The 15263-nt window shown below is 73.8% G+C and carries 15 protein-coding genes and 1 tRNA gene; 8 read left to right on the top strand and 8 right to left on the bottom strand.

What is annotated here, in order from left to right; translation table 11 throughout:
- The first annotated feature begins 128 nt into the window (after positions 1–128).
- The 7 genes from tdh (at position 129) to OG956_RS04630 (ending at position 6222) form a co-directional block, all read left to right on the top strand.
- A complete protein-coding gene (gene tdh, locus OG956_RS04660) occupies positions 129–1157 on the top strand; it encodes an L-threonine 3-dehydrogenase (protein WP_330336650.1) in 1029 nt (342 codons plus the stop codon).
- Positions 1158–1195: 38 nt separating this feature from the next.
- Positions 1196–2389: a glycine C-acetyltransferase gene (locus tag OG956_RS04655; RefSeq protein WP_330336649.1), complete on the top strand. Its 1194-nt coding sequence runs from the start codon at positions 1196–1198 to the stop codon at positions 2387–2389.
- A 31-nt stretch (positions 2390–2420) separates the two neighbouring features.
- On the top strand, positions 2421–3326 hold the full coding sequence (locus tag OG956_RS04650; RefSeq protein WP_330336648.1) for a LysR family transcriptional regulator: 906 nt from the start codon (positions 2421–2423) through the stop codon (positions 3324–3326).
- 46 nt (positions 3327–3372) lie between these two features.
- Positions 3373–3942 carry a helix-turn-helix domain-containing protein gene (locus OG956_RS04645; RefSeq protein WP_330336647.1) on the top strand — a complete coding sequence of 190 codons (570 nt, stop codon included), beginning with the start codon at positions 3373–3375 and terminating at the stop codon, positions 3940–3942.
- A gap of 2 nt (positions 3943–3944) precedes the next feature.
- Positions 3945–4460 (top strand): GNAT family N-acetyltransferase, encoded by a 516-nt coding sequence (locus OG956_RS04640; protein ID WP_330342737.1) that lies wholly within the window; start codon positions 3945–3947, stop codon positions 4458–4460.
- A gap of 30 nt (positions 4461–4490) precedes the next feature.
- Positions 4491–4850: an MmcQ/YjbR family DNA-binding protein gene (locus tag OG956_RS04635; RefSeq protein ID WP_330336646.1), complete on the top strand. Its 360-nt coding sequence runs from the start codon at positions 4491–4493 to the stop codon at positions 4848–4850.
- A gap of 82 nt (positions 4851–4932) precedes the next feature.
- Entirely contained in the window at positions 4933–6222 is a 1290-nt protein-coding gene (locus OG956_RS04630) for an MFS transporter (RefSeq protein ID WP_330336645.1), read from the top strand.
- An 85-nt stretch (positions 6223–6307) separates the two neighbouring features.
- Here OG956_RS04630 and OG956_RS04625 read toward each other — a convergent pair whose 3' ends face one another.
- Together OG956_RS04625 and OG956_RS04620 are read right to left on the bottom strand one after the other, a co-directional pair.
- Entirely contained in the window at positions 6308–7222 is a 915-nt protein-coding gene (locus OG956_RS04625; RefSeq protein WP_330336644.1) for a transketolase family protein, read from the bottom strand.
- A 43-nt stretch (positions 7223–7265) separates the two neighbouring features.
- Positions 7266–7973, bottom strand: a complete 708-nt coding sequence (locus tag OG956_RS04620) for a transketolase (RefSeq protein ID WP_330336643.1) — start codon at positions 7971–7973, stop codon at positions 7266–7268.
- A 125-nt stretch (positions 7974–8098) separates the two neighbouring features.
- Between OG956_RS04620 and OG956_RS04615 the strand changes: the two genes are divergently transcribed.
- A tRNA-Pro gene (locus OG956_RS04615) sits at positions 8099–8175 on the top strand.
- 26 nt (positions 8176–8201) lie between these two features.
- Here the strand turns inward: OG956_RS04615 and OG956_RS04610 are convergent.
- The 6 genes from OG956_RS04610 to OG956_RS04585 all read right to left on the bottom strand — a co-directional run bounded on the left by OG956_RS04610 (position 8202) and on the right by OG956_RS04585 (position 15256).
- Positions 8202–9251, bottom strand: coding sequence for an MASE1 domain-containing protein (locus OG956_RS04610; RefSeq protein WP_330336642.1), 1050 nt, complete (start codon positions 9249–9251; stop codon positions 8202–8204).
- A 135-nt stretch (positions 9252–9386) separates the two neighbouring features.
- Positions 9387–10730 (bottom strand): PP2C family protein-serine/threonine phosphatase, encoded by a 1344-nt coding sequence (locus OG956_RS04605; RefSeq protein WP_330336641.1) that lies wholly within the window; start codon positions 10728–10730, stop codon positions 9387–9389.
- Between the two features lie 421 nt (positions 10731–11151).
- Complete coding sequence (locus tag OG956_RS04600) at positions 11152–11949, bottom strand: COG4705 family protein (RefSeq protein ID WP_330336640.1); 798 nt, start codon at positions 11947–11949, stop codon at positions 11152–11154.
- 181 nt (positions 11950–12130) lie between these two features.
- The gene (locus tag OG956_RS04595; protein WP_330342736.1) at positions 12131–12658 is read right to left on the bottom strand and encodes an NUDIX hydrolase family protein; all 528 of its coding nucleotides are present in this window, start codon (positions 12656–12658) and stop codon (positions 12131–12133) included.
- 16 nt (positions 12659–12674) lie between these two features.
- Positions 12675–13850, bottom strand: a complete 1176-nt coding sequence (locus tag OG956_RS04590) for an amidohydrolase family protein (RefSeq protein WP_330336639.1) — start codon at positions 13848–13850, stop codon at positions 12675–12677.
- Positions 13851–13852: 2 nt separating this feature from the next.
- Positions 13853–15256: a glutamine synthetase family protein gene (locus OG956_RS04585; protein ID WP_330336638.1), complete on the bottom strand. Its 1404-nt coding sequence runs from the start codon at positions 15254–15256 to the stop codon at positions 13853–13855.
- Positions 15257–15263 lie beyond the last annotated feature (7 nt).

Raw genomic sequence — 15263 nt, 5'->3', positions numbered from 1 at the left:
TAAGAAAAGCTCGATGGACCCGCGAGGCGCGCATACGGCAGATTGCAGGGTGATTCCACCCCTCTGACCCGGTGCGGGCTCCGTACGCCTGCCCGCCGGCCGGGACCTCACCCACAGGAGCCGCACGCGTGAAGGCGCTGGTCAAGGAGAAGGCGGAGCCGGGACTCCGGCTGACGGACGTCCCGGAGCCCGAGATCGGTCCGGGTGACGTGCTGATCAAGGTCATGCGCACCGGTATCTGCGGCACCGACCTGCACATCCGGGCCTGGGACGGCTGGGCGCAGCAGGCGATCCGCACGCCGCTCGTGCTCGGGCACGAGTTCGTCGGGCAGGTCGTCGAGACCGGCCGGGACGTGACCGACATCCGCATCGGGGACCGGGTCAGCGGCGAGGGGCACCTGGTGTGCGGCAAGTGCCGCAACTGCCTGGCCGGGCGCCGCCATCTGTGCCGGGCCACCGTCGGCCTCGGCGTCGGCCGGGACGGCGCGTTCGCCGAGTACGTCGCCCTGCCCGCGACCAATGTGTGGGTCCACCGGGTGCCCGTCGACCTCGACGGCGCCGCCATCTTCGACCCGTTCGGCAACGCCGTGCACACCGCGCTGTCCTTCCCGCTCGTCGGCGAGGACGTGCTGATCACCGGCGCCGGACCGATCGGCCTGATGGCCGCCGCCGTCGCCCGGCACGCCGGCGCCCGCAACGTCGTCGTCACCGACGTCAGCGAGGAGCGCCTGGAACTGGCCCGCAAGATCGGTGTGAGCCTCGCCCTGAACGTCGGCGAGACCACCATCGCCGAGGGGCAGCGCGAACTGGGGCTGCGCGAGGGCTTCGACATCGGCCTGGAGATGTCCGGCCGGCCCGAGGCCATGCGGGACATGATCGCCAACATGACGCACGGCGGCCGGATCGCCATGCTCGGCCTGCCCGCCGAGGAGTTCCCGGTCGACTGGGCCCGGATCGTCACCTCGATGATCACCATCAAGGGCATCTACGGCCGCGAGATGTTCGAGACCTGGTACGCGATGTCGGTGCTGCTGGAGGGCGGCCTCGACCTCGCGCCCGTGATCACCGGCCGGTACGGCTACCGCGACTTCGAGGCCGCGTTCGAGGACGCGGCGAGCGGCAGGGGCGGCAAGGTCATCCTCGACTGGACCGCGTAACTCCCGTCATCCGCAAGCACCTTCAGGAGAGCACCCCCATGTTCGACACCGTACGCGACGACCTGCGCGCCACCCTCGACGAGATCCGCGCCGCCGGCCTGCACAAGCCCGAGCGGGTCATCGGCACCCCGCAGTCCGCGACCGTCAACGTCACCGCCGGCGGCCGTCCCGGCGAGGTCCTCAACTTCTGCGCCAACAACTACCTGGGTCTCGCCGACCACCCCGAGGTGATCGCCGCCGCCCACGCCGCGCTGGACCGCTGGGGCTACGGCATGGCCTCCGTCCGCTTCATCTGCGGCACCCAGGAGGTCCACAAGGAGCTCGAGGCGCGCCTGTCGGCGTTCCTCGGCCAGGAGGACACGATCCTGTACTCCTCCTGCTTCGACGCCAACGGCGGTGTCTTCGAGACACTGCTCGGCGAGGAGGACGCGGTGATCTCCGACGCCCTCAACCACGCCTCCATCATCGACGGCATCCGCCTGTCCAAGGCCCGCCGCTACCGCTACGCCAACCGCGACCTCGCCGACCTGGAGGCGAAGCTGAAGGAGGCGGCCGGCGCCCGGCGCCGGCTGATCGTCACCGACGGCGTCTTCTCCATGGACGGCTATGTGGCGCCGCTGCGTGAGATCTGCGACCTCGCCGACCGCTACGACGCGATGGTCATGGTGGACGACTCGCACGCCGTCGGCTTCGTCGGCCCCACCGGCCGCGGCACCCCCGAACTCCACGGCGTCATGGACCGCGTCGACATCGTCACCGGCACCCTCGGCAAGGCCCTCGGCGGCGCCTCCGGTGGCTATGTGGCCGCCCGCGCCGAGATCGTCGCCCTGCTGCGCCAGCGCTCCCGCCCGTACCTGTTCTCCAACACCCTCGCCCCGGTGATCGCCGCCGCCTCCCTGAAGGTCCTCGACCTGCTGGAGTCCGCCGACGACCTGCGTGTCCGCCTCGCGGAGAACACCGCCCTCTTCCGCCGCCGGATGACCGAGGAGGGCTTCGACGTCCTGCCCGGCGACCACGCCATCGCGCCGGTGATGATCGGCGACGCGGCCAAGGCGGGCCGCATGGCCGAGCTGCTGCTGGAGCGCGGCGTGTACGTGATCGGCTTCTCCTACCCGGTCGTCCCGCAGGGCCAGGCCCGCATCCGCGTCCAGCTGTCCGCCGCGCACTCCACCGAGGACGTCGACCGCGCGGTGGACGCGTTCGTCGCCGCCCGCGCCGAGCTGGAGGCCTGAGCAGGGCGGATCCGCGGGGATAATTGAGGACATGATCGAGGCACGGCGGCTCCACATCCTCCGTGCGGTGGCCGACCACCGCACGGTCACCGCGGCGGCCGCCGCGCTCTACCTCACCCCCTCGGCCGTCTCCCAGCAGCTGACGGCCCTGGAGCAGGAGACCGGCCACCGGCTGGTCGAGCGCAGCGCCAAGGGCGTACGGCTCACCCCGGCCGGCGAGATCCTGCTCAGCCACACCAATGCCGTCCTCGCCCAGCTGGAGCGGGCCGAGGCCGAGCTGGCCGCCTACAGCTCGGGCGAGGCGGGCACGGTCACCGTGGCCGCCTTCGCCACCGGCATCGCCCAGGTCGTGGCGCCCGCCGTGGCCCGGCTCGCCCACACCGCGCCCGGTATCCGGATCCGCGTCCAGGACGCCGAGGGCGACGCGAGCCTGCCCATGGTGCTGGACCGGCAGGTCGACGTGGCCGTCGCCGTGGAGTACCGGGGCGCGCCGCCCGCCGACGACCCCCGGCTCACCCATGTCCCGCTCTACGCCGAGCCGTTCGACGCCGTCGTCCCCGTCGGCCACCGCCTCGCGGACACCGCGGAGGTCCCCCTCGCCGAGCTGGCCAAGGACCCCTGGATCGGCCCGTACCCCGGCAACCCCTGCCACGACGTGGTGGTCCTCGCCTGCGAGACCGCCGGCTTCCAGCCCCGCCTGGAGCACTCCTCCGACGACTTCCGTGCGGTCGTCGCCCTCGCCTCGGCCGACGCGGGCGTGGCCCTCGTACCCCGCTCGGCGCTGAGCGGCATGGACCTCACCGGCGTCGTCGTGCGCCCCGTCGACGGCGTGGCCCCCACCCGCCGGGTCTTCGCCGCCGTACGGCGCGGCGCCGAGGGGCATCCGCTGATCCGCCCGGTGCTGGAGGCGCTGGAACAGGCCGCGCGGGAGGCGTGAGGTCTCCGTAACGCGCCCGTCTCACATCAGGGATAGGGTCCCGGATATGAGACGCGACGAGGAAGCCCTCGACACCCGGCTCGGCGCCCGGCTCGCCGAACTGCGCGCCCGGCACGGCTGGTCCCTGGGCGAGCTGGCCGAACGCAGCGGAGTGAGCCGTTCGACCCTGTCGCGGGCCGAACGCGCCGAGATCAGCCCCACCGCCGCTCAGCTGAACCGGCTCTGCCAGGTCTACGGGCGCACCATGTCCCAGCTGCTCAGCGAGATCGAGGCGGCGCCCGCGCCGCTGGTCAGGGCCGCCGACCAGCCCACCTGGCAGGACCCGGGTTCCGGGTTCGTCCGCCGGTCGGTGTCGCCGCCGCACGCCGGACTGCGCGGCGAACTGGTGGAGGGCCGGCTGGCGCCGGGCGCCGACATCGCCTACGACCGCCCTCCCGTGGCCGGCCTGGAACAGCACCTGTGGGTGCTCGACGGCGCCCTGGAGGTGACCGACGCCGACCAGGTGCACCACCTGGACACCGGCGACTGCCTGCGGATGCGGGTCTTCGGCCCGACCCGGTTCCGCTGCGCCGGCCCCGTCGAGACGCGCTATGTGCTGGCGGTGGTGCGGCCGTGAGGATCGAACGCTGGAACGGCGCGCGGCTGCGGCAGCGAACGGGTGAGCTTGCGGAGCTGCTGGCCGACACGGTGGCGGGCGGCGCCTCGGTCGGCTTCCTCGCCCCGCTCGGCCACGAGGAGGCCGCCGCCTGGTGGCGGGAGCGGGCCCAGGCGGCCGCGACGGGCCGGCTCGCGGTGTGGGTGGCCCTCGACGGCACCGGGCGGCCGGCCGGCACCGTGAGCCTGGCCCACCCCGACAAGCCGAACAGCCGCCACCGCGCGGAACTGGTCAAGCTGATGGTGCACCGCTCCGCGCGCGGGCGGGGACTCGGCCGCCGCCTCCTCACCACCGCCGAGGACGCCGCCGCTGCCGCCGGCATCACCCTGCTCCACCTCGACACCGAGACCGGCAGCCCCGCCGAGCGTCTGTACCGCTCGGCCGGCTGGACCCGGGCCGGCGTCATCCCCGACTACGCGGCCTCCCCCGCGGGCGAGCTGCGGCCGACGACGCTGTACTACAAGCGGCTCGGCGGCTGACTGTCAGTGGCAGGGGCTACGGTGCGTGCCATGCCGGACGCAGAAGACGTACGCCGTATCGCCCTGTCCCTGCCGGACACCACGGAGAAGACCGCCTGGAGCATGCCCACGTTCCGGGTGGCCGGGAAGATGTTCGCGACCCTGCCCGAGGACGAGACGTCCATCGCCGTGCGCTGCCCCAAGGAGGAGCGCGACGAACTGGTGCTGGCCGAACCGGAGAAGTTCTGGATCGCCGGCCACGAAGCACAGTTCGCCTGGGTGCGGGCGAGACTCGCCGCGCTGGACGACGAGGAGGAACTGCGGGACATCCTCACCGACTCCTGGCGGCAGGCCGCCCCGCCCCGACTCCTCGACGCCCACCCCGAGTTGGGACTGCCGCCCGCGGAGTGAAAACGCCCCGTGCGCGGAGGCCGGGCGTGGCATGATCCCGCGCGGCGCAGACCGGAGTACGGCGGCGGGGAGGGAGCATCCGATGACGGGAACGGACGCACGGCACGACATCACCACGAGCGGGACGCGCGGCGCCGGGGCCGGCGGCCGGGCCGTCTGGTCCCGGGACTTCGCCCTCTTCTTCGTCGCCCGTGCCGTCGCCCGCCTCGGCGACACCATGCTGCCCGTGGCCCTCGCCGCCGGCCTGCTGGAACACGGGTACGGCGCGGGCGCGGTCGGCCTCGCCATGGCCTCGACGGCGGCCGCGTTCGCCGGACTCGTCGTCTTCGGCGGGGTCGTCGACGACCGGTTCAGCACCCGCAGGCTGATGATCGGCGCCGATCTCGTCCGGCTCGTCACCCAGTCCCTCGCGGCGGGCCTGTTCTTCGCCGGGCACGTGGTGCTGTGGCAGATCTGCGCGATCGGGTTCGTCAACGGCGTGGCGGGCGCGGTGTTCCAGCCGGGCGTGGCCAGCACGGTGCCCCGGCTGGCCGCCGACATCCAGGGCGCGAACGGCGCGATCCGCATCGCCGAGTCCGCCGCCCAGCTCGCCGGGCCGGCCGTCGCCGGTGTGCTCGTCGGTCTCGCCTCGCCCGGCGGGGTGTTCGCCGCGCACGCCGGCACCTACGCGACGAGCGCGCTGTGCCTGCTGCTGCTCCGGCTGCCCCCGCTGCCGGAGGGCGTCCGCACCGCCACCGGCCGCGGGATGCGGGCCTTCAGAGCCGATCTGGTCCAGGGCTGGCGGGAGTTCAGGGCCCGGACCTGGCTGTGGGGCGTGATCGCCGTCTGGTGCCTCTACATGATCGCCGTCTGGGGTCCGACCGTCCCGCTCGTCGCCACCGAGGTCGTCCAGCGGCACGGCCCCGGCGCCTACGGCCTGGTCAACTCCGCCCTCGGCGCGGGTACCGTCGGCGGCGGCCTGCTCGCCCTGCGGTTGCGGCCCCGCCGCATGCTCCGCGCCGGCGCGCTGTCCCTGTTCGCCTTCTTCGGCTTCCCCGCGGCCGTCGGAGCCGGTCTCGGGGTGCCGGCGATGTCGGCCGGGGCGGCCGTGGCGGGCGCCGGGATGTCGTTCTGGGGCGTGATGTGGGCGACCAGCGTGCAGACCCAGGTCCCGCCCGACGTCCTCAACCGCATCCACGCCTACGACGTGGCCGGGTCCCTCGCCATGATGCCGGTCGGCCAGGCCCTCGCGGGCCCGGCCGCGGGTGCCCTCGGTGCCGGGCACGTGCTGCTGATGTCCGCCGTGACCAGCGTGGGGGTGGCCGCGGCGCTGCTCGCGGTGCCGGCGATACGGGGGCTGGTGCGGGTGGATGCGGGTGCGCCCGCACGCTGAGGCAGGTGTCCGGCACCGGCAGCGCCCCGAAGGCGCACGGGGAACTGCGCGCCCGGCCCTCACGCACCCGGAGCCGGCTCGGCGTTCAACCGGCCCGGTGCGTGGGCGCCGTGAACCGCACGATCCGCTCGCGCAGGGACTCCGGGTCCAGGCCGTGCGCGGCCACATGCTCCTCGATCGTGCCGTAGCGGCGCAGCTCGCGGCGGCCCACGCCGAGGCCGAGCACCCGGTGCGGCACATCGGCCAGGGCCTCGCCGACCGCGCGCGTCGACGTGCCCGCGAGATACGGCTCGACCAGGACGACGTCGGTGCCCGCCGCCTCGGTGGCCCGGCGCAGACCGGCCGCGTCGAAGGGCCGTACGGTCGTGGCGTACAGGACGGTCACGTCCAGGCCCTCCGTCGCGGCGAGGACCGGGTCCAGCACCGGACCCACGGCGACGACGACGCCCCGGCGGCCTTCGCGGACCGCGACCATGTGCGCGCCGTCGACCGGCCGGCCCTGCCGGTTGGCCTGCACGGACAGCCGTACGTACACCTTGTCGTCGCCCGCCGCGACGGCATGGCGCAGCAGTGTCTCGGCCTCGTCCGGATGCCCCGGCACATGCACGGTCCAGCCGTCCAGCGTGTCGAGGAGCGCCACGTCGCCGGGGGCCATGTGCGTGTAGCCGCCGGCGGGCCAGTCGAACGAGGCGGCCGCGCTCACCAGCACCGCCCCGGTGTCCTGGTGCCCGAGGTCCAGTTTGACCTGCTCGAACGGCCGCTCCACGAGAAAGCTGGCGAAGGTGTGCACCACGGGCCGCAGCCCGGTCAGCGCCAGCCCCGCCGCCGCGCCGACGAGCAGTTGCTCGCGGATGCCGACGTTGATCACCCGGTCCGGATGCCGGGCCATGGCCTCGCGGAAGGCGTCCTTGCCGATCTCGGCGAGGACCACCGCGACGCGCGGGTCCTCGTCCAGCAGCCGGGAGACGACGGGGGCGAAACGGTCACGCATGGTGTCCATCAGGGTGTGCCTTTCCAGGAGGCGGGATCGGGGGAGACGGGACTCAGGAGTTCTTCGGCTCGACGCGGGCCACGACCACGTGCGGCCGCCCGGGATGCGGCGCGGTGAACGCGGCGTACAGCGCCTCGTGATCGCGTCCGTCGACGGTCACCGCCGACCAGCCCGCCGCCTCGAAGCGGGCGGCGATCCCGCCGGGCCGGGCGTGGCTGGCGGAGGAGTTGTCGACCACGACCGTGTGCAGCCGCTCCAGCCCGGCGGGCCCGGCGAAGGCGATCGCCTCGTGGTTGCTGCCCTCGTCCAGCTCGGCGTCCCCGATCAGCACCCAGACCGCCGGATCGTGCAGCCCCTGCGCCCGCAGCCCCAGCGCGCTGCCCACCGCGATCGGCAGCCCGTGCCCGAGCGAGCCGCTGCCGATCTCGGCGCCGGGCACCAGCACCCGGTCCGGGTGATGCCCGAGCGGGGAGTCGTACGAGCCGAAGCCGGGCAGCCAGTCCACCGGCACGAAGCCCTTCGCGGCCAGCACCGCGTAGTACGCCATCGGCCCGTGCCCCTTGCTCAGCAGGAACCGGTCCCGGGCCGGATCGTCCTGCCGCTCCGGCGTCACCCGGAGCACCCGGTCGTAGAGCACCCACAGCACGTCGAGGGTGGAGGTGGCCGCCGGCCCGTGCTTCTCGTCGCCGGTCATCAGGCTCATCAGGCCGGGCAGGTCGTCGTAGCCGTGAGCCCGGCTCGTGTTCGCTGCGATCTTCATGCTTCCGAGCGTGCAACCTCAACCAAACTCGAGGTCAAGCGGGAAAGTGATGCGCGACCACGGAGCCGAGTGCGGTATTGTTTCCCTGCGCGTTTCGACCGGGGAAACCCCAGGTCAAACGGTGCCGGGACGTGGCGCAGCTTGGTAGCGCACTTGACTGGGGGTCAAGGGGTCGCAGGTTCAAATCCTGTCGTCCCGACCAGCTTCATGCGGTCGGAGGCCGTCTTCTCACGTCTGAGGAGACGGCTTCTTTCGTCTCTGCGGCCTCTTGCGCGCCCGCGGGGGTTCGGCCTCCCGCTCGCTCGCCGGGTCGCCGGAGACCATCGAGTGCAGGTCGCCGGTGGCGATCCTGGCGGCCATGCGGGCGAGCTGGGAACACGCTCGTGCGATCTCCCGCTCGGACTCGTTCCGCTCGCTGATGACCGCCGCGAGCAGCAGTGCGGTCAGCGCGGCGGAACCGTTGAAGGCCTGCAGGGTGATCATCTCGGTGAGCAGGCCGCGGCCGGCGAACGGGCCCGATCTCTCGGTACCGGCGATGATCGCGAAGGTCGACACGGCCAGCGCGCAGGGCGCGGCCGCGGCGAGCTGGAAGCGGAACGCCGCCCAGATCAGCAGCGGGAACCCGAGGAACAGCAGCGGCGTGTGACCGGTCACGAGCACCCCGGCGCCGGCCGTGGCCGCCAGAAGCAGCAGCCCCTCCGCCCACCGGTACGGCGGCGCGTTCCTCGGCAGGCGCGCCCTGCGCAGAACGAGCAGGACGGGCGTGACCACCAGGACGCCCATCGCGTCGCCGGTCCACCAGACCGACCACGTCGGCCAGAAGTCTCCGGAGCTCAGCACGCCGGCGAGGACCAGGGTCCCGCTGCCCGTCGTCGCGCTGACCAGCATCCCGGTGAACGCGCCGAGGAAGATCAGTGCGAGGGCGTCCCGCAGCCGGTCCAGTTCCGTACGGAACCCGGCGCGGCGGAGCAGCAGGTAGGAGCAGACGGGCGCAAGGGTGTTCCCGGCCGCGATCGCGAGCACGGCCGGGAGCGACGGCCCCAGCGCGATGTTGACCAGGAACGCGCCGAGCGCGATACCGGGCCAGACGCGCGGGCCGCGCAGCAGCAGGCTCGCCACCGCGATGCCGCTCGGCGGCCACAGCGGGGTGACCTGGCCGCGCACCAGCTGCTGCAGCAGTCCCAGCCTGGCCGAGCCGTAGTACAGCGCGGCGATGGCGCCCATCTCCAGCACGGCCGCACCACCGCGCCGGAGCCGTTGACGCCGCGCCACAGCCATCGGGCGACCTCCGTGTCGACATCGCCCCGCTCCCATCATCCGCCGGATCCCGCGGATCCTCCACGGCGCCGCACGGCCGCGCGGCGCCCGCGACGGGCGGGCCGACCTGCCGGGAGCGGCGGCTGCTTCGCGGGATCAGGCGGGCGGGGTGCGCAGGGCGAGGACGGCCATGTCGTCGTGGCCGTCGCTGGGGTGGTGATCGGCCAGTGCCTGGACGAACTCGGGCAGCGGGAGGGAGGCGTGGACCGCGGCGAGAGCGGCGAGTTCGTTCAGGCTCTGGTCGATGGGGTGGTCGGGATGCTCGATCAGCCCGTCGGTGAAGAAGACGACGGTGCTGTCCGGGGGCAGGGAGCGGGAGTGGTCGGGACGGGGCTGGCCCGTGTCGACGCCGAGCGGCAGTCCGGGCTCGGCGAGCAGATAGGACACGCGGCGCTCACCGGTGATGAGCAGGGGCGGGACGTGGCCCGCGCTGCTCCAGCACAGCCGCCACGCCGGTCCCTCCGGTTCGATGCGGGCCAGGGTGGTGGTCGTGACGCGGCTGTTCGTGACGGTCTCCAGGGTCCGGTCGAGCTGGGAGAGGATCGCGCCGGGCGGACTGCTCTGGTCGAAGACGAGGGCGCGCAGCATGTTGCGGGTGGCGGCCATGGCGGCCGCGGCCTGCAGATCATGGCCGACGACGTCGCCGATGACGACCGCCACGACGTCGTCCGGCAGCGGGATGGCGTCGTACCAGTCCCCGCCGACCTGGCTGGGCTCGGCAGCGGGCCGGTAGATGGCGGCGGCGGTGAACGGCCTCAGATCGGGCAGCGTGGGCAGCAGGAGCCGCTGGAACTGCTCGGCGCCCTCACGGATCCGTTCGAACAGGCGGGCGTTCTCGATCGCGACGCCGGCGGCGCCGGCCAGGGCGACGACGATGTTCTCGTCGTGCGTGTCGAAGGGCTGTCCGTCGTCCCGCTCGGAGAGATAGAGGTCGCCGTAGATCTCGCCGCGCACGGTGATGGCGACGCCGAGCAGGGTGTGCAGGCGCGGGTGGCCGGGCGGGAAGCCGGCGGAGGAGGGGTGGCCCTGGATGTCGTCGATGCGCAGGGGATCGGGGTAGCGGATCAGATGGCCGAGCACGCCCAGGCCACGAGGCAGCCCGGCGTCGGACAGGGCATCGCGTTCCCGCTCGGACAGACCGGCCGGGATGAACTGCTCCAGGCGTTGCCCGGACTCGTCGAGCACGCCGAGGGCTCCGTAGCGGGCGCCGACCAGCTCCATGGCGGTCGTCACGATACGGTGCAGCACCGCGGGCAGTTCCACCTCGCGGCTGATGGCCACCACCGCGTCCAGCAGGCACTGGAGCCGGTCCATGGAGGTCAGCAGGGAGCGCAACTGATCGTCGATCCGGCCCAGCTCGGAGCGCAGGCGTATGTGCAGGTCGGGGAGGTACGGCGGGCTCGGCTGTCTCCCCTGTCCGCCCTGCGTCTCTCCCACCATCACCGGCGCCCGGTGGTCTCGCGTCCGGTCGCGGTCGTCGCCGGGTCTGCTCGCCGGTCACGGCGGATCCGGTCGTGCAGCCCTTCACTCGAACGCCGCATGGCGGCCTCCTTCCACGGCCCCGATCACCAGCAGGGCCGACGGCCATCACCGCGTCGTCATTCGATTGTGGACCTCAGCCACGGGCATGGCGCTACAACGAGCAGGGGAAATCACGCCGTCCCCCCGCGCCGCGACGGGGTGCGCCGCACGGGGCCGATCCCGTCCGGTCCTGCCGCGGGCCCGCCCCGCTGGTCGCTGCCGCACAGCCGGCGGGTGCCCGCACTCGAAAACGACCCGGGCCGTCCGCAGCCCCTGCTCAGCGGCGCCGGCGAGCCGGTGCGCCGTGCGGGCACCGGCTCCCTGCGTGCCAGGGGCAGCGTCAGAGCGCGGGCTCGGTGTCCCGCCGCGACATCGCCAGGAACGCCACGAACCCGACGATCGCCACCGTCCAGGACAGGGTCACCGGGCCCAGGCCCCAGTCCAGGCCGCCCCGCTTGCCCGGCAGGGCCATCCAGTCGGCGAGGGACGCGCCGAGCGGGCGCGTGATGACGTAGGCCGTCCAGAACGCGGTCACCGCGCCCAGCAGGCCGGCGCGGTGCGCGACGGCCGGGACGCAGATCGCCACGGCGAACAGGACGACCGAGCCCAGGTAGCCCAGGCCGATCGTCGCGGTGAGGTCGCCCGCGGCGGTGCCCAGCGCGAACGTGGCGAGGACGGCGGCCCAGTAGAACGCCTCGCGGCGCCGGGTGCGGATGGAGTGGATGGACAGCGTGCGCTCGGTGGCGTACCAGAGGGCGAAGACGGCGGCCAGGGCGATCAGGAACAGCGGGGTGGACAGGGTGTACGGGACGCCGAGGCCCACGTGCAGCACGTCCGCGGCCATCGTGCCGAAGACGCTGACCATGACGATCGCCGTCCAGTAGATCCAGGCGACGTACCGGCGGACCGCGAACTGGAGCACGAGCGACGCCGCGAACGCGAGGCCGCCGAGGCCGACCGCCGGGATCGGGCCCAGCAGACGGGCGAGGAAGTCGGAGGCGGTCTCGCCCATGCCGGTGGTGAGGACCTTGATGATCCAGAAGTAGACGGTGACCTCCGGCACCTTGTTCGCGCTCTCGCGTACGCGCGCGCGTGCGTGACCGCTCGGCCGGTGATCGAGGACGTGCTCTGTGCTCATGGCCCGCACCCTCGCACGGCCAACTGCCGTTGCCCCAGACCCCTTTGCCAGAGCTTTGGGGCTTCTGGTGCTGCTGTTGCCATGATCGGCCACGAACCTGAACGCAACCTGAACGCCCCGGCGAAACCCCTGGTCGGCGGCCGGACGGCCTGATAGACAGGCGGGTCGGCCGCCGCCCGCGTCAGTACGCCAGACCCACGTGCGCCAGCGCCTGCTTCAGCAGCACCCCGTGCCCGCCCGGCATCTCGCTCTGCACGGCCGGGGAGGCCGCCTCCTGTGGGCTGAACCAGACGAGGTCCAGCGCGTCCTGCCGGGGGCGGCAGTCGCCGGTGACCGGGACGATGTAGGCGAGGGACACCGCGTGCTGGCGCGGGTCGTGATACGGCGTGATGCCGGCCGTGGGGAAGTACTCCGCGACGGTGAAGGGCTGCAGCGAGGTGGGGATGCGGGGCAGCGCGACCGGGCCGAGGTCCTTCTCCAGGTGGCGCAGCAGGGCGTCGCGGACCCGCTCGTGGTGCAGCACGCGGCCGGAGACCAGGGTCCGGCTGACCGTCCCGTCCGGGCCGATCCGCAGCAGCAGCCCGATGCTGGTGACTTCGCCGCTGTCGTCCACGCGCACGGGCACGGCCTCGACGTACAGGATCGGCATCCGGGCCCTGGCCATCTCCAGCTCGTCGGTGGTCAGCCAGCCGGGCGTCGTCTCGGTCATGTCAGACATTGCTTGATCATACTTTCCGGGTGGGGCGCCCGCTGGGATCGCGGGACGGATCGGATACGGGCGGTCCGTACAGACGCAGCGCGTTGTCGCGGCCGGTCCAGGCCGCGATCCGCAGGGCGTCGGGCAGGCTCAGCTCGTCGGCGTCGACACGGGCCTGGAGCAGACCGGCGAGCCCCTGCCGGAAGCACAGGGCGCCCAGGTGGTGGAACTCGGCCACCCCGTACGCGTCGGAGCTGTACAGCAGCTTCCGGAACGGGGTGATCTCCAGCGCCTCCTCGAGCACCGCGCGGCACCGGGCCGGGCCCGTGTGGTGCAGGGCGAGACCGACGTCCAGGTACACGTGCTCGAACACCGCGGCCAGATAGGCGGCTTGGCGGTGGTACGGCCAGCAGTGCAGCAACAGCACCGGGACGGCGCCGGCGACCAGGCGCAGCCAGTCGGTCAGCAGGGCCGGGTCGGCGTGGTGCAGCCGCAGGTCGGCGTCCCCGAAACCGGTGTGCAGCTGAAGGGGCAGGCCGAGGCCGGCGGCGGTCCACAGCAGGTGCCGTACGAGGACCGGGTCGGCGAGCCGGCCGCCCTGCGCGAGCCAGCGCCGGGCGGCCTCGGTCACCTCCGCGTCCGCCGGGCGCGCCGGATCCAGCGCGAAGCCGGTGCGGTAGGCGGCCACCGACTTCACCGCCACCACGCCCGGCCGGCGCACGGCCTCCTCGGCGGCCGCGCGGAAGCGGGCGGCGTACTCGCCCGGCTCCACGCCCCGCGCGGCCACCGACTCCGCCACCTGCTCCAGCCGTACGACCTCGTACGCGGCGGCGCCGGCGGCCTGGGCCAGCTCGGCGGGGGAGGTGAGCGGGTGCGGGGCGTAGCCGGTGTCCACGAGGAACGCCCCGGCGTGCGCGGCCCGCAGGAAGCGCCGGTTGACCTCCCGCCAGCCCAGGGCCGCGCGGCGGGCCGCGTAGTCGGCCGGGGGAGCGTGCCGGGGCAGGTCCAGCAGCGGCGCGCAGTGCCGGCGTACGGCCACGCCGGCGGGGGTGTCGAAGGGGGAGACGCCGGGCCAGGCATCGCCCTCGGTGAGCAGCGCGGCGAACTCCCGCGGCGCGAGGTCGGCCGTCACCGCGCCGTGGCAGTGGTGGTCCACCAGCTCCAGCTCGGCGAGGGCCTCGTGGACCGGTCCCGGGGCGGACACGGTCAGTACACCCAGCGGTAGGCCGCCGCCACCCGCTCGTCGTCCCAGCCCTCGACGGCCGCCGCCTCGCCCTGCCGTACGGCGGTCACCGCGTCCGCGAGGACCGGGCCCAGCGCCGCCCGCAGCACCGGGTCCGCGCGGAACTCCCGGGCGGCCTCGGTCAGCGACTGCGGCAGCCGCCGCACCCCGAGGGCCGCCGCCTCGTCCGGGCCGTACCGGGCGGGGTCGCCGGTGATCTCCTCCGGCAGGGGCAGAGCCGCGCCGATCCCGTCGAGTCCGGCGGCGATGACGCAGCCGAGGGCGAGATAGGGGTTGGCGGCCAGGTCGACCGGCTTCACCTCGAGGTTCGCCTCCTGCTCCCGGCGGCCCGCCGAGCCGGTGATCACCCGCAGCGCGGCCTCGCGGGTCTCCCGGCCCCACGCGGTGAACACCCCCGCCCACCGGGAGGGCCGCAGCCTGAGATAGCTGGCCGGGCTCGGCGCGGTGACCGCGGTCAGCGCCGGGAGGCGGGCCAGGATCCCGGCCGCGAAGGACTCCGCCTCGGCGGTCATGCCGTGGCGGCGCTCCCCGCCCGCGTGCAGGTTCGCACCGTCGCGCCAGCAGGACAGGTGGAGGTGTCCGCCGTTGCCGACGCCCTCGGCGGACACCGCGGGCGAGAACGACACCCGCAGCCCGTGCCGCTGTGCGACCGCCCGGATCGTCTGCCGTGCCAGCACGCTGCGGTCGGCCGCCGCCACCGGGTCCAGCGCGCCCGTGGAGACCTCGAACTGCCCGGCCGCGTACTCGGGATGGAGCTGGTCGACGGGGACGCCCTGGGCGTCGAACGCGGCCAGCAGGTCGGCGGTGTAGTCGCTCAGCTCCACCTGCCGGATCGCGCCGTACGCCGGACCGGTGACCGCGGGCACGAACCGGCCGGGCGGCGCCGAGTCCAGCCCCACCGCCCACTCGACCTCGATCGCCGCCCTGAAGGCGAGACCGTGCCGCTCGGCCGCGCCGGCGACCGTCCGGCGCAGAAACGTCCGGGCGCAGCCGGGGTGGCTCTCGCCCTCCTGGGTGATCCGGTCCACCGGCGCCCACGCCCAGCCGGGCTGCCCGGCCAGCGCCACCAGCTGGTCCAGGTCGGGGTAGAGCCTGAGGTCGCCGTCCGGGGAGCCGAGGACGTCGGTGGTGACGATCGAGTCGTCGCCGAGGAAGGTGTCGAACACCGGGGACATGCCGACACCCCAGGACACGGCCGCCTCCAGCCGGGCCGTAGGGACCGTCTTCACCCGGCAGACGCCCGCGGTGTCCACATAGGCCAGCACGATCCCGCGCACGCCCCGCGCGGCGAGGTCGGCGGTGAGGCCGGCGACCCGGCGCAGATCCTCCGGTCGCCCGCCGGGCACGGGATCGGCAAGGGTGGTCATGCGTCCT

This window comes from Streptomyces sp. NBC_00557 (assembly GCF_036345995.1).
In the GTDB taxonomy this organism is placed as follows: domain Bacteria; phylum Actinomycetota; class Actinomycetes; order Streptomycetales; family Streptomycetaceae; genus Streptomyces.
This window is presented reverse-complemented; position numbering and strand designations above follow the sequence as displayed.

Coding starts and splice junctions, on each gene's coding strand:
- OG956_RS04655 (WP_330336649.1), top strand. CDS start 1,196: ATGTTCGACACCGTACGCGACGACCTGCGCGCCACCCTCGACGAGATC.
- OG956_RS04650 (WP_330336648.1), top strand. CDS start 2,421: ATGATCGAGGCACGGCGGCTCCACATCCTCCGTGCGGTGGCCGACCAC.
- OG956_RS04645 (WP_330336647.1), top strand. CDS start 3,373: ATGAGACGCGACGAGGAAGCCCTCGACACCCGGCTCGGCGCCCGGCTC.
- OG956_RS04635 (WP_330336646.1), top strand. CDS start 4,491: ATGCCGGACGCAGAAGACGTACGCCGTATCGCCCTGTCCCTGCCGGAC.
- OG956_RS04630 (WP_330336645.1), top strand. CDS start 4,933: ATGACGGGAACGGACGCACGGCACGACATCACCACGAGCGGGACGCGC.
- OG956_RS04625 (WP_330336644.1), bottom strand. CDS start 7,222: ATGGACACCATGCGTGACCGTTTCGCCCCCGTCGTCTCCCGGCTGCTG.
- OG956_RS04620 (WP_330336643.1), bottom strand. CDS start 7,973: ATGAAGATCGCAGCGAACACGAGCCGGGCTCACGGCTACGACGACCTG.
- OG956_RS04610 (WP_330336642.1), bottom strand. CDS start 9,251: ATGGCTGTGGCGCGGCGTCAACGGCTCCGGCGCGGTGGTGCGGCCGTG.
- OG956_RS04605 (WP_330336641.1), bottom strand. CDS start 10,730: ATGGTGGGAGAGACGCAGGGCGGACAGGGGAGACAGCCGAGCCCGCCG.
- OG956_RS04600 (WP_330336640.1), bottom strand. CDS start 11,949: ATGAGCACAGAGCACGTCCTCGATCACCGGCCGAGCGGTCACGCACGC.
- OG956_RS04595 (WP_330342736.1), bottom strand. CDS start 12,658: ATGACCGAGACGACGCCCGGCTGGCTGACCACCGACGAGCTGGAGATG.
- OG956_RS04585 (WP_330336638.1), bottom strand. CDS start 15,256: ATGACCACCCTTGCCGATCCCGTGCCCGGCGGGCGACCGGAGGATCTG.